Origin of the sequence: Agromyces cerinus, from assembly GCF_016907835.1 — a bacterium.
Taxonomy (GTDB): Bacteria; Actinomycetota; Actinomycetes; order Actinomycetales; family Microbacteriaceae; genus Agromyces; species Agromyces nitratus.
This window is the reverse complement of sequence record NZ_JAFBCT010000001.1, coordinates 1,263,441-1,288,163: the sequence shown is the minus strand read 5'-3', so window position 1 is coordinate 1,288,163 and position 24,723 is coordinate 1,263,441. Positions and strand designations below refer to the sequence as shown.

Below are 24,723 nucleotides of genomic sequence, written 5' to 3'. Positions count from 1 at the left end.
GACTCAGCTGGCGACCGCGGCACGCACCGACGCCGCGTCGAGGATCTCTCGCAGGAAGTACCCGGTGTGGCTCTCGGGCACCGAAGCCACCTGTTCGGGCGTGCCGGTCGCCACGATCTGGCCGCCGCCGGAGCCGCCCTCGGGCCCGAGGTCGATGATCCAGTCGGCCGACTTGATCACGTCGAGGCTGTGCTCGATGACGATGACCGTGTTGCCCTTGTCGACGAGCTTGCCGAGCACCTTCAGGAGCTTCTGCACGTCTTCGAAGTGCAGTCCGGTCGTCGGCTCGTCGAGCACGTAGACGCTGCGCCCGTTCGAGCGCCGCTGCAGTTCGGTGGCGAGTTTGACGCGCTGCGCCTCACCGCCCGAGAGGGTGGTGGCGCTCTGGCCGAGTTGCACGTAGCCGAGTCCGACGTCGACGAGGGTCTTGAGATAGCGGTGGATGGCCGAGATCGGCTCGAAGAACTCGGCTGCCTCGCTGATCGGCATCTCGAGCACCTCGGCGATGTTCTTGCCCTTGTAGTGCACCTGCAGGGTCTCGCGGTTGTAGCGCTGGCCGCCGCAGACCTCGCACGCGACATAGACGTCGGGCAGGAAGTTCATCTCGATCTTGATCGTGCCATCGCCCGAGCACGCCTCGCAGCGCCCGCCCTTGACGTTGAAGCTGAATCGACCCGGCAGGTAGCCTCGCGCCTTCGCCTCGGTCGTCTCGGAGAAGAGCGTGCGGATGCGGTCGAAGACGCCGGTGTACGTGGCGGGGTTCGAGCGCGGCGTGCGCCCGATCGGCGCCTGGTCGACGTGCACGACCTTGTCGAGCTGGTCGAGTCCCGTGACCCTCCGGTGCTTGCCGGGTACCTTGCGGGCACCGTTCAGGCGGTTCGCGAGCACCCGGTAGAGGATGTCGTTGACGAGCGAGGACTTGCCCGACCCGCTCACACCGGTCACGGCGGTGAGCACGCCCAGTGGGAACTCGACGTCGACGCCGCGCAGGTTGTTCGCCTCTGCGCCCTGCACGGCGATCTTGCGCTCGGCGTCGATCTCCCGGCGCTGTTCGGGGATCGGGATCTCTTTGCGACCCGAGAGGTAGTCGCCGGTCAGCGATCGCGTGTTCTTCACGAGGTCGGCGTAGCTGCCCGAGTGCACGACGGTGCCGCCGTTGACGCCGGCCCCGGGGCCGATGTCGACGATCCAGTCCGCGGTGCGGATGGTGTCTTCATCGTGCTCGACGACGATCAGCGTGTTGCCGAGGTCGCGAAGCGCGATGAGGGTGTCGATGAGGCGACGGTTGTCGCGCTGGTGCAGTCCGATGCTCGGCTCGTCGAGCACGTAGAGCACGCCGGTGAGGCCGGAGCCGATCTGGGTCGCGAGCCTGATGCGCTGCGCTTCGCCACCGGAGAGCGTGGCGGCCGCCCGCGACAGGTCGAGGTAGCTGAGCCCGACGCGGATCAAGAAGTCGAGGCGAAGCTTGATCTCGCGCAGCACCTGGGCGGCGATCGTCTGCTCGCGGTCGGTGAGCGCGAGGCGATCCATGAAGCCGCGAGCGTCGGTGAGGCTCAGCAGCCCCACGTCGGCGATGCTGTGGTCGTGGATGAGTACCGAGAGCACCTCGGGCTTCAGCCGCTTGCCGTCGCACACCGGGCACGGCACCTCGCGCAGGTACTCGGACCAGCGTGCCCGCTGCACATCGGTCTCGGCCTGCAGATACTGGCGCTCGATGTAGGGCACGACCCCTTCGAAGCCCGAGGTGTAGCTCATCTCGCGCCCGTAGCGGTTGCGCCACTTCACCTTGACCTCGAAGTTGTCGCCGCGCAGCACCGCTTGGCGGGCGCCCTCGTCGAGCTCCTCCCAGGGGGTGTCGAGCGAGAAGTCGAGGTCGCGGGCGAGCCCGCCGAGCAGCTTCTCGTAGTAGTTGTAGAGACTCTTGCCCTGCGAGGTCCACGGCAGGATGACGCCCTCGGCGATGCTGAGGCTCTGGTCGCCGAGCAGCAGCGCGTCGTCGACCGACATGCGGGTGCCGAGGCCCGAGCACTCGGGGCAGGCACCGAACGGAGCGTTGAACGAGAAGGTGCGCGGTTCGATCTCGGTGAGCTGGATGGGGTGCTGATTGGGGCACGACAGCTTCTCGGAGAACGTCGCCCATGCTTCGGGCCCGGTCTCGTCGACGTAGTTGACCTGCACGAGCCCGTCGGTCAGCCGCAGCGCGGTCTCGAGCGAGTCGGTGAGGCGCCCGAGCAGCTCGGGTCCGGCGACGAGCCGGTCGATGACGACGGAGATGTCGTGCTTGATCTGCTTCTTGAGCTTCGGCGGGTCATCGAGCCGGATGACGTCGCCGTCGACGACCGCTCGCGAGTAGCCCTGCGCAGCGAGGTCGCGGAAGAGGTCGACGAACTCGCCCTTCTTCTTCGAGACGACGGGGCTGACCACCTGGTACCGGGTGCCCTCGGGCAGTTCCATGAGCTGGTCGGCGATCTGCTGCACGGTCTGGCGCTGGATGCGCTCACCGCACACGGGGCAGTGCGGCACGCCGATGCGCGCCCAGAGCAGACGCATGTAGTCGTAGATCTCGGTGATCGTGCCGACGGTCGAGCGCGGGTTGCGGTTGGTCGACTTCTGGTCGATCGACACCGCAGGGCTGAGGCCCTCGATGAAGTCGACGTCGGGCCGGTCGACCTGCCCGAGGAACTGGCGGGCGTACGCCGACAGGGACTCGACGTAGCGCCGCTGCCCCTCTGCGAAGATCGTGTCGAACGCGAGCGACGACTTGCCGGAGCCCGAGAGCCCGGTGAACACCACCATCGCATCGCGAGGAATCTCGACGTCGACGTTCTGCAGGTTGTGCACGCGAGCACCGCGGACACTCAGGTGCGAATGGGCATCGAGACGTGAAACTGGCACCCTTCGAGTTTAGAGAGCACCACCGACACGGATGCCTCGACCGCACGCGCTCTCAGCGAACATACGTTCGAATCACGGGGTCCGGCCCCCGAGATCAGCCGAGATGACCGGCCTTCTCCATCTGGCGGAGTTCGCGCTTCAGGTCGGAGACCTCGTCGCGCAGACGCGCTGCGAGCTCGAACTTCAGCTCCCCCGCTGCGACCAGCATCTGGTCGTTGAGATCGCGGATGATGTCTTCGAGATCATTGGCGCCCGCGGCCGCGATTCCCTCGCGCCGGAGGTTCGGCACCGAGGTCTTCTTCTTCGCATCTCGACCGGCGAGGAGCGCCGCCGTATCAGCCTCTTCTCGCGCGAGCACATCGGTGATGTCGGCGATGCGCTTGCGCAGCGGCTGCGGATCGATGCCGTTCACCCGGTTGTACTCGAGCTGCATGTCACGTCGACGCGTGGTCTCGTCGATCGCCGACTTCATCGAGTCGGTGAGCACGTCGGCGTACATGTGCACCTCGCCCGAGACGTTTCGAGCGGCACGGCCGATGGTCTGGATGAGCGATGTCGACGAGCGGAGGAAGCCCTCCTTGTCGGCGTCGAGGATCGCCACGAGCGAGACCTCGGGCAGGTCGAGGCCCTCGCGGAGGAGGTTGATGCCCACGAGCACGTCGTACACGCCGGCCCGGAGTTCGGTGAGCAGCTCGACGCGGCGCAGGGTGTCGACGTCGGAGTGGAGATACCGAACCCGCACGCCCGCCTCGGTGAGGAAGTCGGTGAGTTCTTCGGCCATCTTCTTCGTGAGGGTCGTGACGAGCACGCGCTCGTCGCGGCCGGCACGGGTGCGGATCTCTTCGAGCAGGTCGTCGATCTGGCCCTTCGAGGGCTTCACCACGATCTGCGGGTCGACGAGACCCGTGGGGCGGATGATCTGCTGCACGACGCCGTCGGCGATGCCCATCTCGTAGCGCCCGGGCGTTGCGGAGAGGTACACGGTCTGTCCGACGCGCGCCTTGAACTCGTCCCACTTGAGCGGGCGGTTGTCGAGCGCGCTCGGCAGGCGGAACCCGTGCTCGACGAGCGTGCGCTTGCGCGAGGAGTCACCCTCGTACATCGCACCGATCTGCGGCACCGTGACGTGGGACTCGTCGATGACGACGAGGAAGTCGTCGGCGAAGTAGTCGAGGAGGCAGTGCGGTGCTTCACCGGCCTGGCGGCCGTCGATGTGCCGCGAGTAGTTCTCGATGCCCGAGCAGAAGCCGATCTGCTCCATCATCTCGAGGTCGAACGTGGTGCGCATGCGCAGGCGCTGCGCCTCGAGCAGTTTGCCCTCGCGCTCGAGCTCGGCCAGCCGCTCTTCGAGTTCGATGCGGATGGTGCCGATCGCACGCTGCATCACCTCGGTGCTCGCGACGTAGTGCGAGCCCGGGAAGACGGGCACCGAGTCGAGCTTGGCGACGACCTGGCCGGTCAGCGGATGCAGGCTGTAGAGCGCCTCGATCTCGTCGCCGAACATTTCGATTCGGATCGCGAGCTCCTCGTAGATCGGGATGATCTCGATCGTGTCGCCGCGCACGCGGAAGTTGCCACGCGAGAAGTCGACGTCGTTGCGCTGGTACTGCATCGAGACGAACTTGCGGATGAGCCAGTCGCGATCGACCTGCTGGCCCACCTGCAGCGGCATCATCGCGCCGAGGTACTCTTCGGGCGTGCCGAGGCCGTAGATGCACGAGACCGACGACACGACCACGACGTCGCGGCGACTCAGCAGGGAGTTCGTCGTCGAGTGGCGCAAGCGCTCGACCTCGGCGTTGATCGAGCTGTCTTTCTCGATGAAGGTGTCGGTCTGCGGAACGTACGCCTCGGGCTGGTAGTAGTCGTAGTACGAGACGAAGTACTCGACGGCGTTGTTCGGCAGGAGCTCGCGGAACTCGTTCGCGAGCTGCGCCGCGAGCGTCTTGTTGTGCGCCAGCACGAGCGTCGGCCGCTGCACCTGCTCGATGAGCCATGCCGTCGTCGCGGACTTGCCGGTACCGGTCGCGCCCAGCAGCACGACGTCGGTCTCCCCGGCATTGATGCGCGCCGCGAGTTCGGCGATCGCCGCCGGCTGATCGCCGCTCGGCGTGTACTCGCTGATGACCTCGAACGGCCGAACTGAACGTGTGGCCTGCATGCTCTCCAGTCTAGGAGCGCCCGCCGACACTCCCCCTGTGAGCGTGCTGGCAGCCCGCCGAGGCGACGGTCAGGCGCGAGCGCGACGCTCTTCGACGATGCGGTGCCACAGCTCGTCGGTCTGGCTCATGGTGTGACCCAGCGACCCATCCGTGTCGATCACGACGTCGGCGATCGCAAGGCGAGCCGTGTTGTCGACCTGGGCGTCGACGCGCGCCTCGGCCTGCCCTCGCTCGAGCCCGCGGTTCTCGACGAGACGCTCGACCTGGGCGCGTCGAGGGGCGTTGGTCACGACGATCAGGTCGAACGGGTGATCGACGGAGGCCTCGACGAGCAGCGGCACGTCGTAGACGACGACAGCATCGGGGTCCTCCTGCTCGGCCTTCGCGAACAGGCGGCTCGAGAGCTCTCGCACCGCGGGATGCACGATCGCGTTGAGCTTCGCGAGCTGCTCGGCATCGCCGAAGACGCGCTCACCGAGCTTCGCACGGTCGAGCGTGCCGTCGCGGTGCAGCACGTCGGCGCCGAACTCCTCGACGATCGCGGCCAGCGCGGGCGTTCCGGGCTCCACCACGCGACGGGCGAGCTGGTCGGCGTCGATGTGCACGGCGCCGTGTTCGTAGAGTCGACGCGCGACCGTGGACTTGCCTGAGGCGATGCCGCCCGTGAGACCGATCAGATACACGACTCCACTCTAATCGTGCGACACTCGACGCGACGGCTCAGGAGGCGCCCATGCTCGAACTGCTCACGGGAACCGGACTCGCCCTCGCAGCCGGCCTGAACGCCTGGATCCCGCTCGTCGCGATCGGCGCACTCGACCGGTTCACCGGGCTCATCGAGCTGCCGCCGCAGTGGGCGTGGCTGTCGAACGAGTGGGTGCTGCTCATCCTCGTCGTGCTGCTCATCGTCGAGTTCGTCGCCGACAAGGTGCCGGGCCTCGACTCGATGAACGACATCGTGCAGACGTTCGTGCGACCCACTGCCGGCGGCCTCGCGTTCGGCTCGGGGGTCAGCGCGACGACGACGGCGGTCACCGATCCCGAGGCGTTCGTCACCTCGCAGCAGTGGGTGCCCATCGCGATCGGCGTGGGACTCGCCCTGCTCGTGCATCTCGCGAAGGCCATGGCCCGTCCGGTCGTCAATGCCGCCACGGCGGGCATCGGCGCGCCGGTCGCGAGCGCAGCCGAGGATGCCGGCTCCTTCGCACTGGCCTTCGCGGCGATCCTCGCCCCGGTGCTCGTCGTGCTCGGCATCGTGTTGATCGCCGCGCTCGTGATCATCGCCGTGCGCCGCCGCCGCAGGGCGCGGAGCGCGCGACATCCGTCGACTGCCCCGTGAGACGCCGGAAGGCCGGCCCCCGAGGGGACCGGCCTTCCGTATCGCGGACCGCGACGTGTCGCGGATCGTGACTAGTTGTTGCTCGAGAGCTTCTCGCGCAGCGCCGCGAGCGACGCGTCGTCGGCGAGGGTGCCCGCGCCGGCCGAGTCGCTCGAGAACGATGCAGCGCTCGAGGTGAACGAGTCGTCGGCCACAGCAGCAGCGTTCGCCGCGGCGACCTGCTTCTTGTGAGCCTCCCAGCGAGCCTGGGCTGCAGCGTAGTCCTGCTCCCACTTCTCGCGCTGGGCCTCGAAGCCCTCGCGCCACTCGTTGGTCTCGGGGTCGAAGCCCTCGGGGTACTTGTAGTTGCCCTGCTCGTCGTACTCGGTGAGCATGCCGTAGAGCGCCGGGTCGAACTCGGTGCCCTCGGGGTCGACGCCCTCGTTCGCCTGCTTCAGCGAGAGCGAGATGCGGCGACGCTCGAGGTCGATGTCGATGACCTTGACGAAGACCTCTTCGCCGACCGACACGACCTGCTCTGCGAGCTCGACGTGCTTGCCCGACAGCTCGGAGATGTGGACGAGGCCCTCGATGCCGTCTGCGACGCGAACGAACGCACCGAACGGAACGAGCTTCGTGACCTTACCCGGAGCGACCTGACCGATCGCGTGGGTACGGGCGAAGACCTGCCACGGGTCCTCCTGCGTCGCCTTGAGCGACAGCGAGACGCGCTCGCGGTCGAGCTCGACGGAGAGCACCTCGACGGTGACTTCCTGACCGACCTCGACGACCTCGCTGGCGTGCTCGATGTGCTTCCACGAGAGCTCGGAGACGTGGACGAGACCGTCGACGCCGCCCAGGTCGACGAACGCACCGAAGTTGACGATCGACGAGATGACACCCTTGCGGATCTGTCCCGGGTGGAGGTTCGCGAGGAACGTCGAACGCGACTCGGACTGCGTCTGCTCGAGGAGCGCGCGGCGCGAGAGCACGACGTTGTTGCGGTTCTTGTCGAGCTCGAGGATCTTCGCCTCGATCTCCTGGCCGAGGTACGGCGTGAGGTCGCGCACGCGGCGGAGCTCGATGAGCGACGCCGGGAGGAAGCCGCGGAGGCCGATGTCGACGATCAGGCCGCCCTTGACGACCTCGATGACCGAACCGGTCACGACGCCGTCGGCTTCCTTGATCTTCTCCACGTCGCCCCATGCACGCTCGTACTGAGCGCGCTTCTTCGACAGGATGAGGCGGCCTTCTTTGTCTTCCTTCTGGAGGACGAGGGCCTCGACGGTGTCGCCGACGCCGACGACCTCGCTGGGGTCGACATCGTGCTTGATCGAAAGCTCACGCGAGGGGATGACACCCTCGGTCTTGTAGCCGACGTCGAGGAGAACCTCGTCGCGGTCGATCTTCACGACGGTACCCTCGATGAGGTCGCCGTCGTTGAAGAACTTCAAAGTCTTCTCGACCGCGGCGAGGAAATCGTCAGCAGATCCGATGTCGTTGATCGCGACCTGCTTGGGCGCCTTGGTCGTTGCGGTTGTCATGTAGTGAATGCTCCGTAAAGGACAAAATCGAGCCCATCGCGTGGGAGAGCGATATGTTGATTCCGCGATGGGCATGCGGACAGGGATGTCACACGAGTGACGCTCAATCCTAACGGAAGCGCTCCCCCATTGGCAAACGACCGTGTCAGTCCCGCGGCGTCGGCACTCGACCCGCCGCGGAGCGCTTCGTTTCAGGCTTCAGGATGCTGCGGAGCGCCGGCTCGAGATCGGGATACGCGAACTCGTATCCCGCATCGAGGAGGCGCTCGGGAACGACCCATCGGCTCTTCAGCACCAGCTCGGTCTCGGTGCGGATCACCGCGGATCCGGGCTCGAGCATCCACCGCCATGCCGGAATGCCGAACGGCACGCCGAGGAGTCGGCGGATGGTGCGCATCAGCGTGCGGTTGTCGGTGGGGTTCGGGGCGCTGACGTTCACGACGCCGTCGAGATCGGGCCGCTCCGCGAGGAAGTCGATGATGCCCGCGACATCGTCGATGTGCACCCAGCTGAAACGCTGTCGGCCGCTTCGCGCCGTGAACTCGTGGTGTGTGCCCGCGGCCCGGCGGGCGCGCGTCGCCGGCCACCGTCCGTCGAGCTGCGGCCCGCCGAGTCCGAATCGCGCGAGCCGCGCGAGCGGCCGCATCACACTGCCGTCACCAAGCACGATCGCGATGCGGAGGGCGATCCGCCGCGTCGCCGGCAGCGCGCCGGCGAAGAACTCCCGCTCCCAGGCCTTCGCGACCTCGACCGAGAATCCGCTCCCGAGCTCGCCGTCGCGCTCGGTCATCGGGCGGTCTTCGGCATGTCGGTAGATCGTGGCCGTCGAGGAGTTGAACCAGACCCGCGGCGGCACGGCGGCCGACTCGACGGCCGAACGCAGCGCTGCGGTCGTCTCCACCCGCGAACGCACGATCTCGGCGCGATTGCGCGGGGTGTACCGGCAGTTGACGCTCTTGCCTGCGAGGTTCACGAGCACGTCGCATCCGTCGACGAGGCCGGCGATCGCCGCCGGGTCGCCCCACGCGGCATCCGCCGACGCACCGCGACCGATCGTGCGCACCTCGATGCCGGCCGCGCGATACCTCGCGACGAGGTGACGCCCGATGAAGCCGGATGCCCCGGCGATGACCACGCGCGTCATGCCGGCGTCTCCTGTTCGATCTCGTAGACGAAGGAACCCGCGTACTCATAGATCCGCCCGAGCAGCGGCGCATCGAGCGTGAACCGCACGCTCTGCCGGCCGGTCACCCCGTCGAACCGCTCCACCACCCGCGCTCGCGGCGCCACGGCGGTCGGGATCCGCAGCCGCACCCGGCCGGCTCGAAGCCCGACCGACGTCGAGCTGAGCACGAGCGCCCCCTCTCGCACGGTCGCATCGAATGCCACGCGCAACCGCCCACCGACGCCGAGCACATCGATCACGCGACCGTTCCGGAAGTGCACCGCGTCGGTCATCTCGCGCGAACCGGAACGGAACTCGAACCGGCGCACGGCATGGAGGACGCCCGTCGACGACCGCCGGTTCTCCACCGCGAACGGCACCTCGACCTCGTGCACGGGGAACAGGACGCCCCACCGGCCCAGCACCGAGAGCAGCGGCCAGAGCCATCGGCGCGGGGTGCCGACGACCTCGAACGTGCCGCGTCCACGCCCGACCGCGCCGTCGGGCACCTCCGAGAAGTAGCACTGCAACCCCGGATGGAGCTCGGAGACGGCCCCGCCGAGCGCCTGCGCGTACGGCGAGAGCGGCGGCGCGGCATCCGTCGACGGTGCTGACCCTGCGCCCTGCTGCGGCTGCTGCGTCGACACCGGCGCGATCAGCCGAGCAGCGCGGAACGCAGGGTGTCGAGCCCCACGCCGCCGAGCGCGAGCGCGTTGCGGTGGAACTCGCGGATGTCGAACGACGCGCCCTCGCGGCGGGCGACCTCGTCGCGCAGCTGCTCCCAGATGCGCTGGCCGACCTTGTACGACGGCGCCTGGCCCGGCCAGCCGAGGTACCGGTTCACCTCGAAGCGCACGAAGCCCTCGTTCATGTTGACGTTCTGCCCGAGGAAGTCGAAGGCGTAGTCGCCGGTCCAGGCACCCTGCCCGTCGGGCCGCTGCTTGCCGAGGTGCACGCCGATGTCGAGGACGACGCGCGCGGCGCGCATGCGCTGGCCGTCGAGCATGCCGAGCCGGTCGGCCGGGTCGTCGAGGTAGCCGAGGCCCTGCATGAGCCGCTCGGCGTAGAGCGCCCAGCCCTCGGCATGGCCGGAGGTGCCGGCGAGCTGTCGACGCCAGGTGTTCAGCTGTCCACGGTTCACGACGGCCTGGCCGATCTGCAGGTGGTGACCGGGAACACCCTCGTGGTACACCGTCGTGAGCTCGCGCCAGGTGTCGAACTCGGTGACGCCCTCGGGCACCGACCACCACATGCGACCCGGGCGCGAGAAGTCGTCGCTCGGACCGGTGTAGTAGATGCCGCCCTCCTGCGTCGGCGCGATCATGCACTCGAGCGTGCGGATCTCGGCGGGGATGTCGAACTGCGTGCCGGCGAGTTCGGCGACGGCACGGTCGCTCGTCTCCTGCATCCAGCGCTGCAGCGCGTCGGTGCCGTGGAGCTTTCGCGACGGGTCTCCGTCGAGGAACGCGATCGCCTCGTGCACGGATGCCCCGGGCAGGATCTCGTTCGCGATCGACTCCTGCTCGGCGACCATGCGGGCGAGCTCTTCGATGCCCCACTCGTAGGTCTCGTCGAGGTCGATCACGGCCCCGAGGAAGTGGCGCGACTGCAGCGCGTAGATCTCACGGCCGACACCGTCGTGCTCGCCGGCGACCGGGTGCAACTCCGACTCGAGGAACTCGGCGAGCCGACCGTACGACGCGGCGGCCGCGGCCGCCCCGACGCCGAGGTGGCTCGTGATCGAGGCGGGGAGATCGGCATCGCCCGCCTTCGCCGAGCCGGCGAACGTGCCGAAGAACCCGTCGGGCCTGGCGATGCGTCGCGCCTGCGCGGCGACCTCGCTCACCTGGCGAGCGGCGGGCACGGTGCCCCGGGCGATGCCCTCCCGCAGGGTCTCGATGTAGCCGTCGATCGCGCCGGGGACGGCCTCGAGACGGGTCGCGATGCGATCCCACTCCTCAGGGGCATCGGTCGGCATGAGGTCGAAGACCTCCCGGATGTCTTGTGCAGGGCTCGCGATCACGTTGAGGTCGCGCAGGTGGAGTCGGGCGTCGTGGCGCTCGAGTTCGAGCTCGAGCTCGCTGCCGAGATCGGCCACGGTGATGCGATCGACGTCGTCGACCGGCGTCGCGGCACGAAGGGCGGCGAGCGCCTCGCGCGTGGCTGCGATGGAGCGCTCGTGACCCTCGGGCGAGTAGTCGGCGAGCTGCTCGTCGAACGTCGTGCGGCCGATGTAGGTGCCGACGCCGGGGTTCAATTCGACGAGTGTGTCGACCCACCCCTCTGCAATGCGATCGACGTCGGTCGGGGTGCGCTCACTCGAAGTCATGAACCCGAGCCTATGACGGACCGCACCCGTTCGAGGCACACAGTTCCACGTTGTGGATGGATGCCCCGCCCGGTCGGCGCACCGATCAGTGCGCGGCGTCCTCCCAGTTGGCCCCGCGACCGATCTGCACGTCGAGCGGCACGAGCAGCTCGGCCGCACTCGCCATGCGGTCGCGCACGAGCGTCTCGAGCGTCTCGGACTCCCCCGCCGCCACCTCGAAGATGAGCTCGTCGTGCACGGTGAGCAGCATGCGGCTCGCCATGCCCTGTGCCGCGAGGTCGTTCTCGACGCGGGACATCGCGATCTTGATGATGTCGGCCGCAGAGCCCTGGATCGGCGAGTTCAGCGCGGCGCGCTCGGCGTTCTCGCGAAGCACCCGGTTCGGGCTGTTGAGGTCGGGGAAGGGGCGGCGACGACCGAAGATCGTCTCGGTGTAGCCGTCGATCTTCGCCTGCTCGACGACCATGCGCAGGTAGTCGCGCACCGCACCGAAGCGCTCGAAGTACTCCTTCATGAGCTGCGTCGCCTCGGCGCGATCGATGCGGAGCTGCTTCGAGAGACCGAAGGCGCTGAGGCCGTAGGCGAGGCCGTACGACATGGCCTTCACCTTCGTGCGCATCACGGGGGTGACGTCGGCGGGGTCGACCCCGAACACGCGTGCGCCGACGAAGCGGTGCAGGTCTTCACCGGCGTTGAACGCCTCGATGAGCCCGGGGTCGCCCGAGAGGTGCGCCATGATGCGCATCTCGATCTGCGAGTAGTCGGCCGTGAGCAGCTCGGTGTACTCGGGGCCGTGTCGGAACGCCTTGCGGATGCGCCGGCCGTCTTCGGTGCGGATCGGGATGTTCTGCAGGTTCGGGTCGTTCGACGACATGCGGCCCGTGGCGGCGCCGATCTGACCGTAGCTCGTGTGGATGCGGCCGTCGGCGGCGATCGACTTGTCGAGGGACTCGACGATCTGACGCAGCTTCGTGGCGTCGCGGTGTTCGAGCAGGTAGCCGAGGAACGGGTGCGGGTTCGATTCCTGCAGGTCGGCCAGCGCACTCGCATCGGTCGTGTAGCCGGTCTTCGTCGCCCGCGTCTTCGGCATGCCGAGCTGGTCGAAGAGCACCTCTTGGAGCTGCTTGGGGGAACCCAGGTTGACCTCGCGCCCGATCTCGGTGAAGGCGGCCTCTGCCAGGCCCGCGGCACGGGCGCCGAGTTCGGTCGAGAGCGAGGAGAGCTCGTCGTGATCGACGGTGACGCCGCGCACCTCCATCGCCGCGAGCACCGGCACGAGCGGCATCTCGACATCGGCGAGCAGCTGTCGCGAGCTCTCGGGCAGGGCCCGGAGCACGACGGGCGCGACCCGCAGCGAGTACCACGCATACTCGGGGGCGCCCGCGTCGGCGCCCTCTTCGGGCACGAGCTGGGCGGGGTCGGCCTGCGGCACGGTCTCGCCGAGGTAGCGCTCGACGAGGTCGGCGAGCGTCTTCTCGGCGAGGATCGGCCGCACGAGCCATCCGGCGACGAGGGTGTCGACGACGAGCCCGTCGAACGCGAGGCCCGAGCGCATGAGCGCCTTCAGCTGGGGCTTCGCATCGGTCATGATCTTCGGCGCGTCGCTCGCGAGCCACGCCTCGAACGGCGCGTAGTCAGTGCGACCCTGCTGCCACGGGAGGTGCACGGACTCGGTCGCCGTCGCGATGCCGGCGCCGATCACGGTGCCGTCGAGCACCTCGATGCTGAGGCCGAGACCCGCGGGCTCTGCGACGACGGCGCGCTCGATCCAGGCGGCGAGCTCCTCGTCGAGCAGACGGCGCGGGCTCGGTGCGGCGGGGGCCGCAGGGGCATCCGCCGCCGGGGCCGCAGGCGCAGTGGGGGTCGCGGCAGCGCCGTTGCCGTTGCCGTTGCCGTTGCCGGCCACGATCTTCTTCATGCGCTCGAACAGCGTGCGGAACTCGAGCCGTTCGAAGAGCGGCTGCACCGCCTCGATGTCGATCGGCTTGGCCTCGAGCTCGTCGATCGCGACGTCGAGCTCGACATCGGTCACGAGCCGGTTGAGGCGGCGGTTGCGGATGGCGTTCTCTTTCTCGTCGCGCAGGTTCTGCCCGACGACGCCCTTGATCTCCTCGGCGTGCTCGAGGATGCCGTCGAGGGAGCCGTAGAGGCCGAGCCACTTGACGGCGGTCTTCTCGCCGACCTTCGTGATGCCGATGAGGTTGTCGCTCGACTCGCCCACGAGCGCGGCGACGTCGGGGTACTGCTCGGGCCGGATACCGTACCGCTCGACGACCGCGTCGGTGTCGTAGCGCTTCAGCTGCGAGACGCCCTGGGTGTTCGGGTAGAGCAGCGTGACGTCGTCGTTGACGAGCTGGATGGTGTCGCGGTCGCCCGAGACGAGGAGCACCCGGTAGCCCTCCGCACGCCCGCGAGCGGCGAGCGTCGCGAGGATGTCGTCGGCCTCGTAATCCTCTTTCTCGAGGGTGCGCACGCCCATCGCCTTCAGGGCGTCTTGCAGCAGCGGCACCTGCCCCTTGAACTCGACCGGGGTCTCACCGCGGGTGCCCTTGTACTCGGGGTACTCCCGCGTGCGGAACGACGCGCGCGAGATGTCGAAGGCGACGGCGATGTGCGTCGGCTTCTCGTTCTGCAGCAGCAGGAGCAGCATCGACAGGAAGCCGTGGATGGCGTTCGTGTGCTGACCGTCGCGGGTGGTGAAACTGTCGACTGGGAGGGCGTAGAAGGCCCGGAAGGCCAACGAATGGCCGTCGACGACGAGGAGGGTAGGCTTTTCTGCGTCCGACACCCCCCAAGACTACAAGCGGCCGACGACACTGCCCGACGGCCCATCTCGAAGGCGAGCATGACCCAGACGAGCGACCCGATCGACTACCTCCACACCCGGGGAACGGGGGCCCTGGCCGAGAAGATGGGCATCGAGTTCCTCGAGTTCTCGGTCGATCGTTCCGTCGCGAGAATGCCGGTCGAGGGCAACACGCAGCCCGCGATGCTCCTGCACGGCGGCGCCTACGTGGTGCTCGGCGAGTCGCTCGGCTCCATGGCCGCGAACCTGTGGGCGGGCGACGGCAAGCTCGCCGTCGGCATCGAGATCAACGCGACGCACACGCGATCCGCGACGAGCGGATGGGTGACCGGGGTCTGCACGCCGATCCACCTCGGCCGCACCCTCACGACGCACGAGATCGCCGTCACCGACGATCAGGGCCGTCGCTGCTCCACGATCCGCATCACGAACCTCATCAAGGACCGCCCAGCGGCCTGAGACGGAACGAGAACAGCGGATGCCGCGGCGACTCGTGTCGCCGCGGCATCCGCTGTATGGAAACCTGTGGTGTTACTTCTTGGCCGCGAGCTGCTCGATGATCGCCTGCGAGACGTCTTTCATCGTGAGGCGGCGGTCCATCGAGGCCTTCTGGATCCACCGGAACGCCTCGGGCTCCGAGAGTCCCATCTTCTCGTTGAGCAGGCCCTTGGCCCGATCGACGAGCTTGCGGGTCTCGAAGCGCTCGACGAGGTCGCCGACCTCGGCCTCGAGCGCGATGATCTGCGCGTAGCGGGCCAGGGCGATCTCGATCGCGGGCAGCAGGTCGTTGGGCGTGAACGGCTTCACGACGTAGGCCAGGGCGCCGGCTTCGCTGGCGCGCTCCACGAGCTCCTTCTGGCTGAACGCCGTGAGGAGCACGACCGGGGCGATGTGGCCCTTCGAGAGCCGCTCTGCGGCGGAGATGCCGTCGAGCTGGGGCATCTTGACGTCCATGATGACGAGATCGGGCCGCAGCTCGGTGGCGAGCGCCACTGCCGTTTCGCCGTCACCGGCCTCGCCGACGACCTCGAAGCCGTTGTCGCGCAGGATCTCGACGATGTCGAGGCGGATGAGCGACTCATCTTCCGCCACGACCACGCGGCGCGGTGCCGACTGAGTTGGTTCGGTGTCTGTCACGGAGGAAAGCCTACGGTATTCTGAGCGAGGCCTTTGGCCGGTGTGGCGGAATGGCAGACGCGGAGCACTCAAAATGCTTTGCCCGAAAGGGCGTGTGGGTTCGACCCCCACCACCGGCACCAGCTCGACGAGCGAGAACAGCTCAGTGAGCGGATGCCGCGATGTGCGCGTTCCGCTGTTCGATGAGCCGCTGCAGATACGGGCCGATGACGACCTCCGCGATCCGGCCGAGCGGACCGAACGGAGCGACGAACCGCACCCGGTCGGTCATGATCGTGCCGCCCGACCCGTCGGGCGCGAATCCGTGCTCGTGCCGGAACGAACGGAACGGCCCGCGCACCTGTTCGTCGACGAACGACGCCGGTTCGTCGAACTCGGTGATGCGGCTCGTCAAGCGGAACGGCACTCCGAAGTGCCACGCCCGCCACGTGACTTCCTCACCATCGCCGATGAGCCCCGTCGTGGTCCCCGCCACGGCGCGTTCACGCGAGGCCGCCATCGAGGAGACGTGCAGGTCGATGCTCCGCGCCAGGTCGAACGATCGCTGCACCGGCGACGACAGGCGGGTGATGCACTCGAACTCGACGGTCACGCTCCGAGTGTGCCACGTCGGCCGAGGCATCCGCTGTTCGACGCAGCGGGCATGCGAGCGCATGCGAAAGGAGCCGGCCCTCTCGGGCCGGCTCCCCTCGTGATGCGGCTTAGAGCACCTCGCCGACGACGTGCACACGCACGTCGTTGGTGGTGCCGGGGATTCCGGGAGGGGAACCCGAGATGATGACGACCTTCTCGCCGTTGACCGCCTTGCCGGTCTTCGCGAGCGCCTCGTCGACCTGGCCGACCATCTGGTCGGTGTGGGTCACCCGCGAGACGACGAACGACTCGACGCCCCAGTTGAGAGCGAGGCGACGACGGATCGCGGGGTCGGGCGTGAAGGCCAGGATGGGGATCTTCGAACGCAGTCGCGTCATGCGGCGCACCGTCTCGCCCGACTCCGTGAACACGCACAGGTACTTCGCCTCGACGAAGTCGGCGACCTCGACCGCGGCGGCGGTGATCGCACCCGACTGGGTGCGCGGCTTCGTGCCGAGCGGCAGGATGCGGTCGAGCCCGTGCTGCTCGGTCGACTCGACGATGCGCGCCATGGTCTGCACCGTGATGACGGGGTACTCCCCCACGCTCGTCTCGCCCGAGAGCATGACCGCGTCGGCGCCGTCGAGCACCGCGTTCGCGACGTCGGAGGTCTCCGCGCGCGTCGGCACGGGGCTGTGGATCATCGACTCGAGCATCTGCGTCGCCACGATGACGGGCTTGGCGAGACGACGGGCGATCTCGACCGCGCGCTTCTGCACGATCGGCACCGCCTCGAGGGGCAGTTCGACGCCGAGGTCGCCACGGGCGACCATGATGGCGTCGAACGCCTCGGTGATCTCCTCGAGGGCGTCGACGGCCTGCGGCTTCTCGATCTTCGCGACGACGGGCACGCGTCGGCCCACCTCGTCCATGATCTCGTGCACTCGCGTGATGTCGGACGCGTTGCGCACGAAGGAGAGCGCGATGAGGTCGGCGCCGAGCTCGAGGCCCCAGCGGAGGTCGGCCTCGTCCTTCTCGGAGAGCGCGGGCACGTTGACCGCCACGCCGGGCAGGTTGATGCCCTTGTTGTTCGACACCGGGCCGGCGACGATGACGCGGGTCGTGACGACGACGCCATCGGTCTCGATGACCTCGACACGGACCTTGCCGTCGTCGATCAGCAGGAAGTCGCCGGGCTTGACGTCTTGGGGAAGCCCCTTGAACGTCGTGCCGACGATCTCCTTCGTGCCGACCACGTCTTCGGTCGTGATCTTGAAGATGTCGCCCTCGGCGAGTTCGTGCGGTCCGTCGGCGAACTTGCCGAGGCGGATCTTCGGGCCCTGCAGGTCGACCAGCACGGCGATGGCCTTGCCGCTGTCGTTCGCGGCCTTCCGCACGTTCTGGTAGACGCCTTCGTGCACGTCGTAGCTGCCGTGGCTGAGGTTCATCCGCGCGACGTCGACGCCCGCATCGATGATCGCCCGGATCTGCTCATAGCTCGATGTCGCCGGCCCGAGGGTGGCGACGATCTTCGCTCGTCTCATTATCTTGTGCTCCCATGTTCCGCGCGTCAGCGCCGGGTGTTGGTCGAAGCGCGCCGTGCGGCGCGCAGTGGTCAGATGGAGAAGGCGTGCGCCGTCGAGGCGATCGGCGACGGCAGCAGGGTCTCGCCTTCAAGGTAGCGGTCGACGGCGGATGCCGCAGCACGACCTTCTGCGATCGCCCAGACGATGAGCGACTGGCCGCGGCCGGCATCGCCTGCGACGAAGACGCCCGGTTGTGCGGTCGCGTAGTCGGCCTCGCGGGCGAGGTTGCCGCGGTCGGTGACGGCCAGCGCCAACTGCTCGTCGAGCGCCGCGGTCTCGGGCCCGGTGAACCCGAGCGCGAGCAGCACGAGGTCGGCGGGGATCTCCCGCTCGGTGCCCGCCTTCGGCACGCGCCGGCCGTCGAGGTACTCGGTCTCCGCGACCCGGATGGCGCGCACCTCTCCGACCTCGTTCGCGAGGAACTCGACCGTGGAGGCGAGGAACTGGCGGTTGCCGCCCTCCTCGTGCGCGCTCTGCACCTCGAACAGGGTCGGGTGCATGGGCCACGGCTGGTGTTCGGGCCGGTTCGCACTCGGCTCCTTGCCGATCGCGAGGTTCGTCACCGAGAGGGCGCCCTGGCGGTGCGCGGTGCCGATGCAGTCGGCGCCGGTGTCACCGCCGCCGAGCACGACGACGTGCTTGCCCTCGGCGGTGACCTGGTCGACGACCTGGTCGCCGGCGAGGTGCCGGTTCGACTGCACGAGGTAGTCCATGGCGAAGTGCACGCCGGGCAGGTCTCGCCCGGGGATCGGCAGGTCGCGGGGAACGATCGCACCGGTGGCGATCACGACGGCGTCGTAGCGCTCGCGGAGCTGCGCCCAGGTGATGTCGACGCCGATGTCGACGCCGGCGCGGAACCGGGTGCCCTCGGCCGTCATCTGGGCGAGCCGCAGTTCGAGGTGCTTCTTCTCCATCTTGAAGTCGGGGATGCCGTAGCGGAGCAGGCCCCCGATGCGGTCGTCGCGCTCGAACACGGCGACGGTGTGACCGGCGCGCGTGAGCTGCTGGGCTGCGGCCAGACCGGCCGGGCCCGAACCGACGACCGCGACGGTCTTGCCCGTGAGACGCCCTGGCGGCTGCGGCTGCACCCAGCCGTTGCCGAACGCCTCGTCGATGATCGAGACCTCGACCTGCTTGATCGTGACGGCCGGCTGGTTGATGCCGAGCACGCACGCCGACTCGCACGGAGCCGGGCAGAGCCGCCCCGTGAACTCGGGGAAGTTGTTCGTCGCGTGCAGGCGCTCGGCGGCCGCGCGTCCCTCGCCGCGGTACATGAGGTCGTTCCACTCGGGGATCAGGTTGCCGAGCGGGCACCCCTGATGGCAGAACGGGATGCCGCAGTCCATGCAGCGCCCGGCCTGACGGCGGAGCTGAGCGGGGTCGCCCTGCTCGTAGACCTCTTTGAAGTCCATGATGCGCACCGGCACCGGCCGCCGCTTGGGCAGCTCGCGCTCGGTGACCTTCAGAAAGCCCTTCGGGTCAGCCATTGGTCACTTCCAGGATTCGAGTCCAGACCACGTCGCCGTCGGGGTCCAGCCCCTCGTCGACCGCGCTCTGGCGGGTTCGGAGCACTGCGGCGTAGTCGCGCGGCAGCACCTTGGTGAAGCGGTCGAATGCGTCGTCGCCGGCGGCGAGGAGCGATGCGGCGACCGCGGAGTCGGTGTTCGCGACGTGCTGTTCCAGCAGGTCGCGGACGATCTCGCGATCGGCGCTGCCGAGCGGGTGCAGCTCGAGCTCCCCGGTCGTCAGCGATTCGCGGTTCACGCGTTCTTCACGGAGACCGAGCACGTAGGCGGTGCCGCCCGACATGCCCGCACCGAGGTTGCGACCGGTCTCGCCGAGGATGAGCGCGAGCCCGCCGGTCATGTACTCGAGCGCGTGATCGCCCACGCCCTCGACGACCGCGGTGGCGCCGGAGTTGCGCACGAGGAAGCGTTCGCCGACGATGCCGCGGATGAACATGCTCCCCTGGGTCGCCCCGTAGCCGATGACGTTTCCGGCGATCACGTTGCGCTCGGCGACGAAGCCGCTGTCGCGCGACGGACGAACCACGATCTGGCCGCCCGACAGCCCCTTGCCGACGTAGTCGTTCGAGTCGCCCTCGAGGCGGAGCGTGATGCCCGCCGGCAGGAAGGCGCCGAGCGACTGGCCGGCAGACCCCGTGAGCGTGATGTCGATCGAACCGCTCGGCAGGCCGTGCTCGCCGCGCCGCAGCGTGACCTCGTGGCCGAGCATGGTGCCGACGGCGCGCTCGGTGTTGCGGATCGGCAGCGCGATCTCGATGTTGCCGCCCTGTTCGAGCACGAGGCGGCTGCGCCGGATGAGCTCGTTGTCGAAGTGCTGGTCGAGCTCGTGGTCCTGACCGCGCAGGTTCCGCCGTGCCTCGGACTCCGAGAAGTCCGGTCCGACGAGCATCGGGGTCAGGTCGAGGCCCGAGGCCTTCCAGTGGTCGAGTGCGCGGTCGACGTCGAGCAGCTCGCGCCGGCCGACGATCTCGTCGATCGAGCGGTAGCCGAGCTCCGCGAGGTACTCCCGCACCTCCTGGGCGATGAACTCGAAGAAGTTCACGACGAACTCGGGCTTGCCCGTGAAGCGCTTGCGCAGCTCGGGGTTCTGCGTCGCGACGCCCACCGGGCACGTGTCGAGGTGGCAGACCCGCATCATGACGCAGCCCTGCACGACGAGCGGCGCCGTGGCGAAGCCGAACTCCTCCGCACCGAGCAGCGCGCCGATCACGACGTCGCGCCCGGTCTTCAGTTGCCCGTCGACCTGCACGACCACGCGGTCGCGCATGCCGTTCAGCATGAGCGTCTGCTGGGTCTCGGCCAGGCCGAGCTCCCAGGGGGTGCCCGCGTGCTTCAGCGAGTTGAGAGGGCTCGCGCCGGTGCCGCCGTCGTGACCCGAGACGAGGATGACATCGGCGAGGGCCTTGGCAGTGCCTGCTGCGACCGCGCCGATGCCCGACTGGCTGACGAGCTTCACGTGCACGCGCGCCTTCGGGTTCGCGCGCTTCAGGTCGAAGATCAGCTGCTTGAGGTCTTCGATCGAGTAGATGTCGTGGTGCGGCGGCGGCGAGATGAGGCCGACGCCGGCGGTCGCGTGCCGCGTGCGTGCGACCCACGGGTACACCTTCGTCGGCGGCAGCTGGCCGCCCTCGCCGGGCTTGGCACCCTGGGCGAGCTTGATCTGGATGTCTTCGGCATGGGTCAGGTACATGCTCGTGACGCCGAAACGACCCGAGGCGACCTGCTTGATCGCGCTGCGGCGCTCGGGGTCGAGCAGACGGTCGAGGTCTTCGCCGCCCTCACCGGTGTTCGACTTCGCGCCGAGCCGGTTCATCGCGATCGCGAGCGACTCGTGCGCCTCCTTGGAGATGGAGCCGTAGCTCATCGCCCCGGTCGAGAACCGCTTGACGATCGACTCGACGGACTCGACCTCGTCGATCGGCACCGCCGGCCGCGTGCCGGTGCGCAGGGCGAACATGCCGCGGAGCGTCATGAGGTCTTCGGCCTGCGAGTCGACGAGCGAGGTGTACTCGCGGAACACGTCGTAGCGGCGGTTGCGCGTCGCGTGCTGCAGGCGGAAGACCGTCTCGGGGTTGAAGAGGTGGGGCGAGCCGTCGCGGCGCCACTGGTACTCGCCGCCCGTCGCCAGGCGCTCGTGCGCGCGCACCGCGACATCCTGCGGGTACGCCTGCGTGTGCCGGTCGAGGTTCTCGGAGGCGATCGTGTCGATGCCGACGCCGCCGAGCTTCGAGGTCGTGCCGGTGAAGAACTCGTCGATGAAGCCCTGGTCGAGCCCGATCGCCTCGAAGGCCTGAGCCCCCGCGTACGACGAGATGGTGGAGATCCCCATCTTCGACATGATCTTCAGCACGCCCTTGCCGAGCGCCTTGATGACGTTGTGCACCGCGTCTTCGGGCGTGACGCCGGTGATGACTCCCGAGCGCACGAGGTCTTCGCAGCTCTCCATGGCGAGGTAGGGGTTCACCGCGGATGCCCCGTAGCCGATGAGCAACGCGACCTGGTGCACCTCGCGCACGTCGCCGGCCTCGACCACGAGCCCGACTTTCATGCGGTTCTCGGAGCGGATGAGGTGGTGGTGCACCGCGGAGAGCATGAGGAGCGACGGGATCGGTGCGAGGTCCTTGTTGGAGTCGCGGTCGCTCAGCACGATGAAGGCCGCGCCGTCGTCGATGGCCTGGTCGACTTCGCCGCAGATCGCGGTGAGGCGGTTGCGGAGCGCTTCAGGGCCCTCGTCGAAGCGATAGAGGCCGCGGATCGTGACCGTCGTGCGTGCGCCCGGCGCCGGGTCGATGTGCACGATCTTCGCGAGCTCGTCGTTGTCGATCACCGGGAAGGTGAGCGCGACCTGTCGTGCGTGCTCGGGTCCGGCGTCGAGGAGGTTGCGCTCGGGGCCGAGCGACGTGCCGAGCGAGGTGACGACAGCTTCGCGGATTGAGTCCAGCGGCGGGTTCGTGACTTGCGCGAACTGCTGCGTGAAGTAGTCGAAGAGCAGGCGCGGGCGCTTGGACAGCACCGCGATCGGGGTGTCGGAGCCCATGGCGCCGAGGGGTTCCTGCCCGGCGCGCGCCATCGGCGCGAGCAGGATCTTCACCTCTTCCTCGGTGTAGCCGAAGGTGCGCTGGCGACGGTTCACTGATGCCGGCGGGTGCACGATGTGCTCGCGCTCGGGCAGCTCGGCGAGCTGGATGCGGCCCTGCTCGAGCCAGTCGCCCCACGGCTCGGCTGCGGCGAGCTCCGCCTTGATCTCGTCGTCTTCGATGAGGCGCCCGGCCTCGGTGTCGACGAGGAACATGCGGCCCGGCTGCAGACGGCCCTTGCGCACGATGCGGCTCTGCTCGATGTCGAGCACGCCGATCTCGCTCGCGAGCACCACGAGTCCGTCGTCGGTGACGACGTAGCGGCCCGGGCGCAGGCCGTTGCGGTCGAGGGTCGCGCCGACGAGCGTGCCGTCGGTGAAGACGATCGCGGCCGGGCCGTCCCACGGCTCCATGAGCATCGAGTGGTACTCGTAGAACGCGCGGCGCTCGGGTGCGATCTCGGTCTGGTTCTCCCAGGCCTCGGGCACCATCATCATGACGGCGTGCGGGAGGCTCCGGCCTGCGAGCGTGAGCAGCTCGACGACCTCGTCGAACGAGGCGGAGTCGCTGGCACCGGGCGTGACGATCGGCCGGAGCGGCGCGAGGTCGCCCAGCACCTCGGACTCGAGCTGCGACTGGCGCGCCCGCATCCAGTTGCGGTTGCCCTGGATCGTGTTGATCTCGCCGTTGTGCGCGATCATGCGGAACGGCTGCGCGAGCGGCCACGACGGGAAGGTGTTGGTCGAGTACCGGGAGTGCACGAGGGCGAGCTTCGACGCGAACCGCTCGTCGGAGAGGTCGGGGTAGAAGGGCTCGAGCTGCAGCGTCGTGACCATGCCCTTGTAGACGATGGTGCGACTCGAGAGCGAAGCGAAGTAGAGCTCGAGTTCGCGTTCCGCGCGCTTGCGCAGCCGGAAAGTGAGCCGGTCGAGCTCGATGCCCGAGACGGTCGCGCCGGTCGATGAGGTGGCGACCGCCTGCACGAAGAGCTGCTGCACGACCGGCATCGCCGCCCGGGCGAGCGAGCCGAGTTCATCGGGACGCACGGGCACTTCGCGCCATCCGATGACCGACAGGCCTTCGGATGCCGCGAGCCCGACGAGTGCCTGCTTGACCCGACTGCGTGCGGTGGGGTCGACGGGAAGGAACGCGTTGCCGACCGCGTAGGCGCCGGCAGCGGGAAGCCCGAACGCGGCGACCGCGCGGAGGAACGCGTCGGGCACCTGCGTGACGATGCCCGCGCCGTCACCGGTGCCGGCGTCGGAGCCGACCGCGCCGCGGTGCTCGAGGTTGCGGAGCGCATCGAGCGCCGCCGTGATGATGTCGTGTCCGGCGGTGCCACGGAGCGTGGCGACCATCGCGAGGCCGCAGGCGTCTTTCTCGGCGGCAGGGTCGTACATGCCCTGGGCAGCCGGAACAGTACCGAACCTCGAGAAGGGTGGGGTGAGCGACACGTGAACCGTCCTCATCAACTAAGTGTGCAGCGGGGGACGTCGTCGGCCCATCAAGGGAGATGTCTCGACGCGTGGTGCGGCGTCGCTTCGGAGAACGTTCTGCGGGGGCGTTTTACGCTGAGGTGGATCGGCTTGAGCTTGTGGCTGCCGTCACGCCCGTCTTGCTCTCACCCTCGACATCATCGTCGAGAGAGTCGGAGTCGGACTCGATATCTTCGGAGTCTACCTCAGCATTCGGCGCAGTCCATTCACGCCCCGGCACGTACGGGCTCGGCTCGTCGCCGGTGTGACGACGACGCTGCACGAGGATCAGCACGATGCCGAGAACGACGGCTGCGAGCGACGCCCAGACGTTGACGCGGATGCCGAAGAACATCTCGCTCGGGTCGAGGCGGATCGACTCGAAGAACGCGCGGCCGGCGCCGTACCAGATGAGGTATACGCCGAACGCCTTGCCCCAGCGCAGGTTGAACCTGCGCTCGAGCATGACGATGGCGGCAGCGCCGAGAAGGTTCCACACGAGCTCGTAGAGGAACGTCGGGTGGAACAGCGTGCCCTCGGCGAGGCCGGCCGGGAAGGCCAGGTTGTCGGAGGAGATCTCGAGGCCCCAGGGCAGGTCGGTGGGCGAGCCGAAGAGCTCGTGGTTGAACCAGTTGCCGAGCCGGCCGATGGCCTGTGCGACCAACAGGCCGGGTGCGAGCGCGTCGGCGAACGACCAGAAGCGGATGCCGGTGAACCGGCAGCCGATGATCGCACCGATCGCACCGCCGATCAGGGCGCCGTAGATGGCGTTTCCGCCCTCCCAGATGTTCCAGATGGCCCCGGGGGCAAAGGGATTCCAGACGTTCGCACCGGCGTAGAAGTAGTCGTCGGGGTGCGTGAAGACGTGGTAGAACCGGGCGCCGATGATGCCGAGCGGCACCGCCCAGAGGGCGATGTCGAGCACGATGCCGGGCTCGGCACCGCGCTTGGTGAGGCGGCGCGAGGTGATGATGACGGCGAGGATGATGCCGACGAGGATGCAGAGCGCATACGTCTGGATCGTCAGCGTGCCCCACGGGACCGGAATCTCGAGGGCGCGCCAGGCGGGGTCTGGGCTCGGAATGCTGAACGGTGCGATCACGCCGGCTGCTGCCTTTCCTCAGTTGCTT

Annotated in this window: 16 protein-coding genes and 1 tRNA gene; 3 read left to right on the top strand and 14 right to left on the bottom strand. The window is 68.5% G+C overall.

From position 1 onward, the window contains the following. Window positions 1-3: 3 nt before the first annotated feature. The 3 genes from uvrA to coaE form a co-directional block, all read right to left on the bottom strand. Complete coding sequence (uvrA, locus tag JOE59_RS05835) at window positions 4-2,895, bottom strand: excinuclease ABC subunit UvrA (protein WP_204459331.1); 2,892 nt, start codon at window positions 2,893-2,895, stop codon at window positions 4-6. Between the two features lie 94 nt (window positions 2,896-2,989). Continuing rightward, a complete protein-coding gene (gene uvrB, locus JOE59_RS05830) occupies window positions 2,990-5,056 on the bottom strand; it encodes an excinuclease ABC subunit UvrB (RefSeq protein WP_074258957.1) in 2,067 nt (688 codons plus the stop codon). 69 nt (window positions 5,057-5,125) lie between these two features. Continuing rightward, the gene (coaE, locus tag JOE59_RS05825) at window positions 5,126-5,740 is read right to left on the bottom strand and encodes a dephospho-CoA kinase (protein ID WP_204459330.1); all 615 of its coding nucleotides are present in this window, start codon (window positions 5,738-5,740) and stop codon (window positions 5,126-5,128) included. A gap of 50 nt (window positions 5,741-5,790) precedes the next feature. On the opposite strand from coaE, the gene JOE59_RS05820 reads away from it, so the two are divergent. Then, window positions 5,791-6,396, top strand: a complete 606-nt coding sequence (locus JOE59_RS05820) for a DUF4126 domain-containing protein (protein WP_204459329.1) — start codon at window positions 5,791-5,793, stop codon at window positions 6,394-6,396. A 71-nt stretch (window positions 6,397-6,467) separates the two neighbouring features. On the opposite strand, the gene rpsA is transcribed toward JOE59_RS05820, so the two are convergent. The 5 genes from rpsA to polA form a co-directional block, all read right to left on the bottom strand. Continuing rightward, window positions 6,468-7,919: a 30S ribosomal protein S1 gene (gene rpsA, locus JOE59_RS05815; RefSeq protein ID WP_056650636.1), complete on the bottom strand. Its 1,452-nt coding sequence runs from the start codon at window positions 7,917-7,919 to the stop codon at window positions 6,468-6,470. 145 nt (window positions 7,920-8,064) lie between these two features. Next, window positions 8,065-9,063: an epimerase gene (locus tag JOE59_RS05810; RefSeq protein WP_204459328.1), complete on the bottom strand. Its 999-nt coding sequence runs from the start codon at window positions 9,061-9,063 to the stop codon at window positions 8,065-8,067. After that, window positions 9,060-9,731 (bottom strand): DUF4166 domain-containing protein, encoded by a 672-nt coding sequence (locus JOE59_RS05805; protein ID WP_204459327.1) that lies wholly within the window; start codon window positions 9,729-9,731, stop codon window positions 9,060-9,062. The genes JOE59_RS05810 and JOE59_RS05805 overlap by 4 nt, the downstream gene beginning before the upstream one ends. 8 nt (window positions 9,732-9,739) lie before the next feature. After that, on the bottom strand, window positions 9,740-11,413 hold the full coding sequence (locus tag JOE59_RS05800) for a DUF885 domain-containing protein (protein ID WP_204459326.1): 1,674 nt from the start codon (window positions 11,411-11,413) through the stop codon (window positions 9,740-9,742). Between the two features lie 85 nt (window positions 11,414-11,498). Continuing rightward, complete coding sequence (gene polA / locus JOE59_RS05795; RefSeq protein ID WP_204459325.1) at window positions 11,499-14,201, bottom strand: DNA polymerase I; 2,703 nt, start codon at window positions 14,199-14,201, stop codon at window positions 11,499-11,501. Between the two features lie 57 nt (window positions 14,202-14,258). Here polA and JOE59_RS05790 point away from each other — a divergent pair, with 57 nt between their 5' ends. Then, window positions 14,259-14,678 carry a hotdog fold thioesterase gene (locus JOE59_RS05790; RefSeq protein WP_204459324.1) on the top strand — a complete coding sequence of 140 codons (420 nt, stop codon included), beginning with the start codon at window positions 14,259-14,261 and terminating at the stop codon, window positions 14,676-14,678. 72 nt (window positions 14,679-14,750) lie between these two features. On the opposite strand, the gene JOE59_RS05785 is transcribed toward JOE59_RS05790, so the two are convergent. Beyond that, window positions 14,751-15,356 (bottom strand): ANTAR domain-containing response regulator, encoded by a 606-nt coding sequence (locus tag JOE59_RS05785; RefSeq protein ID WP_056009246.1) that lies wholly within the window; start codon window positions 15,354-15,356, stop codon window positions 14,751-14,753. Between the two features lie 36 nt (window positions 15,357-15,392). Here JOE59_RS05785 and JOE59_RS05780 point away from each other — a divergent pair. Beyond that, window positions 15,393-15,478 (top strand) — tRNA-Leu (locus JOE59_RS05780). Between the two features lie 20 nt (window positions 15,479-15,498). Here JOE59_RS05780 and JOE59_RS05775 read toward each other — a convergent pair. The 5 genes from JOE59_RS05775 to lgt form a co-directional block, all read right to left on the bottom strand. Beyond that, window positions 15,499-15,948, bottom strand: coding sequence for an SRPBCC family protein (locus JOE59_RS05775; RefSeq protein WP_204459323.1), 450 nt, complete (start codon window positions 15,946-15,948; stop codon window positions 15,499-15,501). A gap of 109 nt (window positions 15,949-16,057) precedes the next feature. Continuing rightward, on the bottom strand, window positions 16,058-17,473 hold the full coding sequence (gene pyk / locus JOE59_RS05770) for a pyruvate kinase (protein ID WP_204459322.1): 1,416 nt from the start codon (window positions 17,471-17,473) through the stop codon (window positions 16,058-16,060). Between the two features lie 71 nt (window positions 17,474-17,544). After that, window positions 17,545-19,002 (bottom strand): glutamate synthase subunit beta, encoded by a 1,458-nt coding sequence (locus JOE59_RS05765; RefSeq protein ID WP_204459321.1) that lies wholly within the window; start codon window positions 19,000-19,002, stop codon window positions 17,545-17,547. Beyond that, complete coding sequence (gltB, locus tag JOE59_RS05760; RefSeq protein WP_204459320.1) at window positions 18,995-23,587, bottom strand: glutamate synthase large subunit; 4,593 nt, start codon at window positions 23,585-23,587, stop codon at window positions 18,995-18,997. The genes JOE59_RS05765 and gltB overlap by 8 nt, the downstream gene beginning before the upstream one ends. Window positions 23,588-23,684: 97 nt before the next feature. Then, entirely contained in the window at window positions 23,685-24,695 is a 1,011-nt protein-coding gene (lgt, locus tag JOE59_RS05755) for a prolipoprotein diacylglyceryl transferase (RefSeq protein ID WP_374191117.1), read from the bottom strand. Between the last annotated feature and the right edge of the window lie 28 nt (window positions 24,696-24,723).

Excerpts from the sequence above, each read along its gene's own strand:
- uvrB (WP_074258957.1), bottom strand. The coding sequence starts at position 5,056 with ATGCAGGCCACACGTTCAGTTCGGCCGTTCGAGGTCATCAGCGAGTAC.
- JOE59_RS05820 (WP_204459329.1), top strand. The coding sequence starts at position 5,791 with ATGCTCGAACTGCTCACGGGAACCGGACTCGCCCTCGCAGCCGGCCTG.
- rpsA (WP_056650636.1), bottom strand. The coding sequence starts at position 7,919 with ATGACAACCGCAACGACCAAGGCGCCCAAGCAGGTCGCGATCAACGAC.
- JOE59_RS05810 (WP_204459328.1), bottom strand. The coding sequence starts at position 9,063 with ATGACGCGCGTGGTCATCGCCGGGGCATCCGGCTTCATCGGGCGTCAC.
- JOE59_RS05800 (WP_204459326.1), bottom strand. The coding sequence starts at position 11,413 with ATGACTTCGAGTGAGCGCACCCCGACCGACGTCGATCGCATTGCAGAG.
- JOE59_RS05790 (WP_204459324.1), top strand. The coding sequence starts at position 14,259 with ATGACCCAGACGAGCGACCCGATCGACTACCTCCACACCCGGGGAACG.
- pyk (WP_204459322.1), bottom strand. The coding sequence starts at position 17,473 with ATGAGACGAGCGAAGATCGTCGCCACCCTCGGGCCGGCGACATCGAGC.
- JOE59_RS05765 (WP_204459321.1), bottom strand. The coding sequence starts at position 19,002 with ATGGCTGACCCGAAGGGCTTTCTGAAGGTCACCGAGCGCGAGCTGCCC.
- gltB (WP_204459320.1), bottom strand. The coding sequence starts at position 23,587 with ATGAGGACGGTTCACGTGTCGCTCACCCCACCCTTCTCGAGGTTCGGT.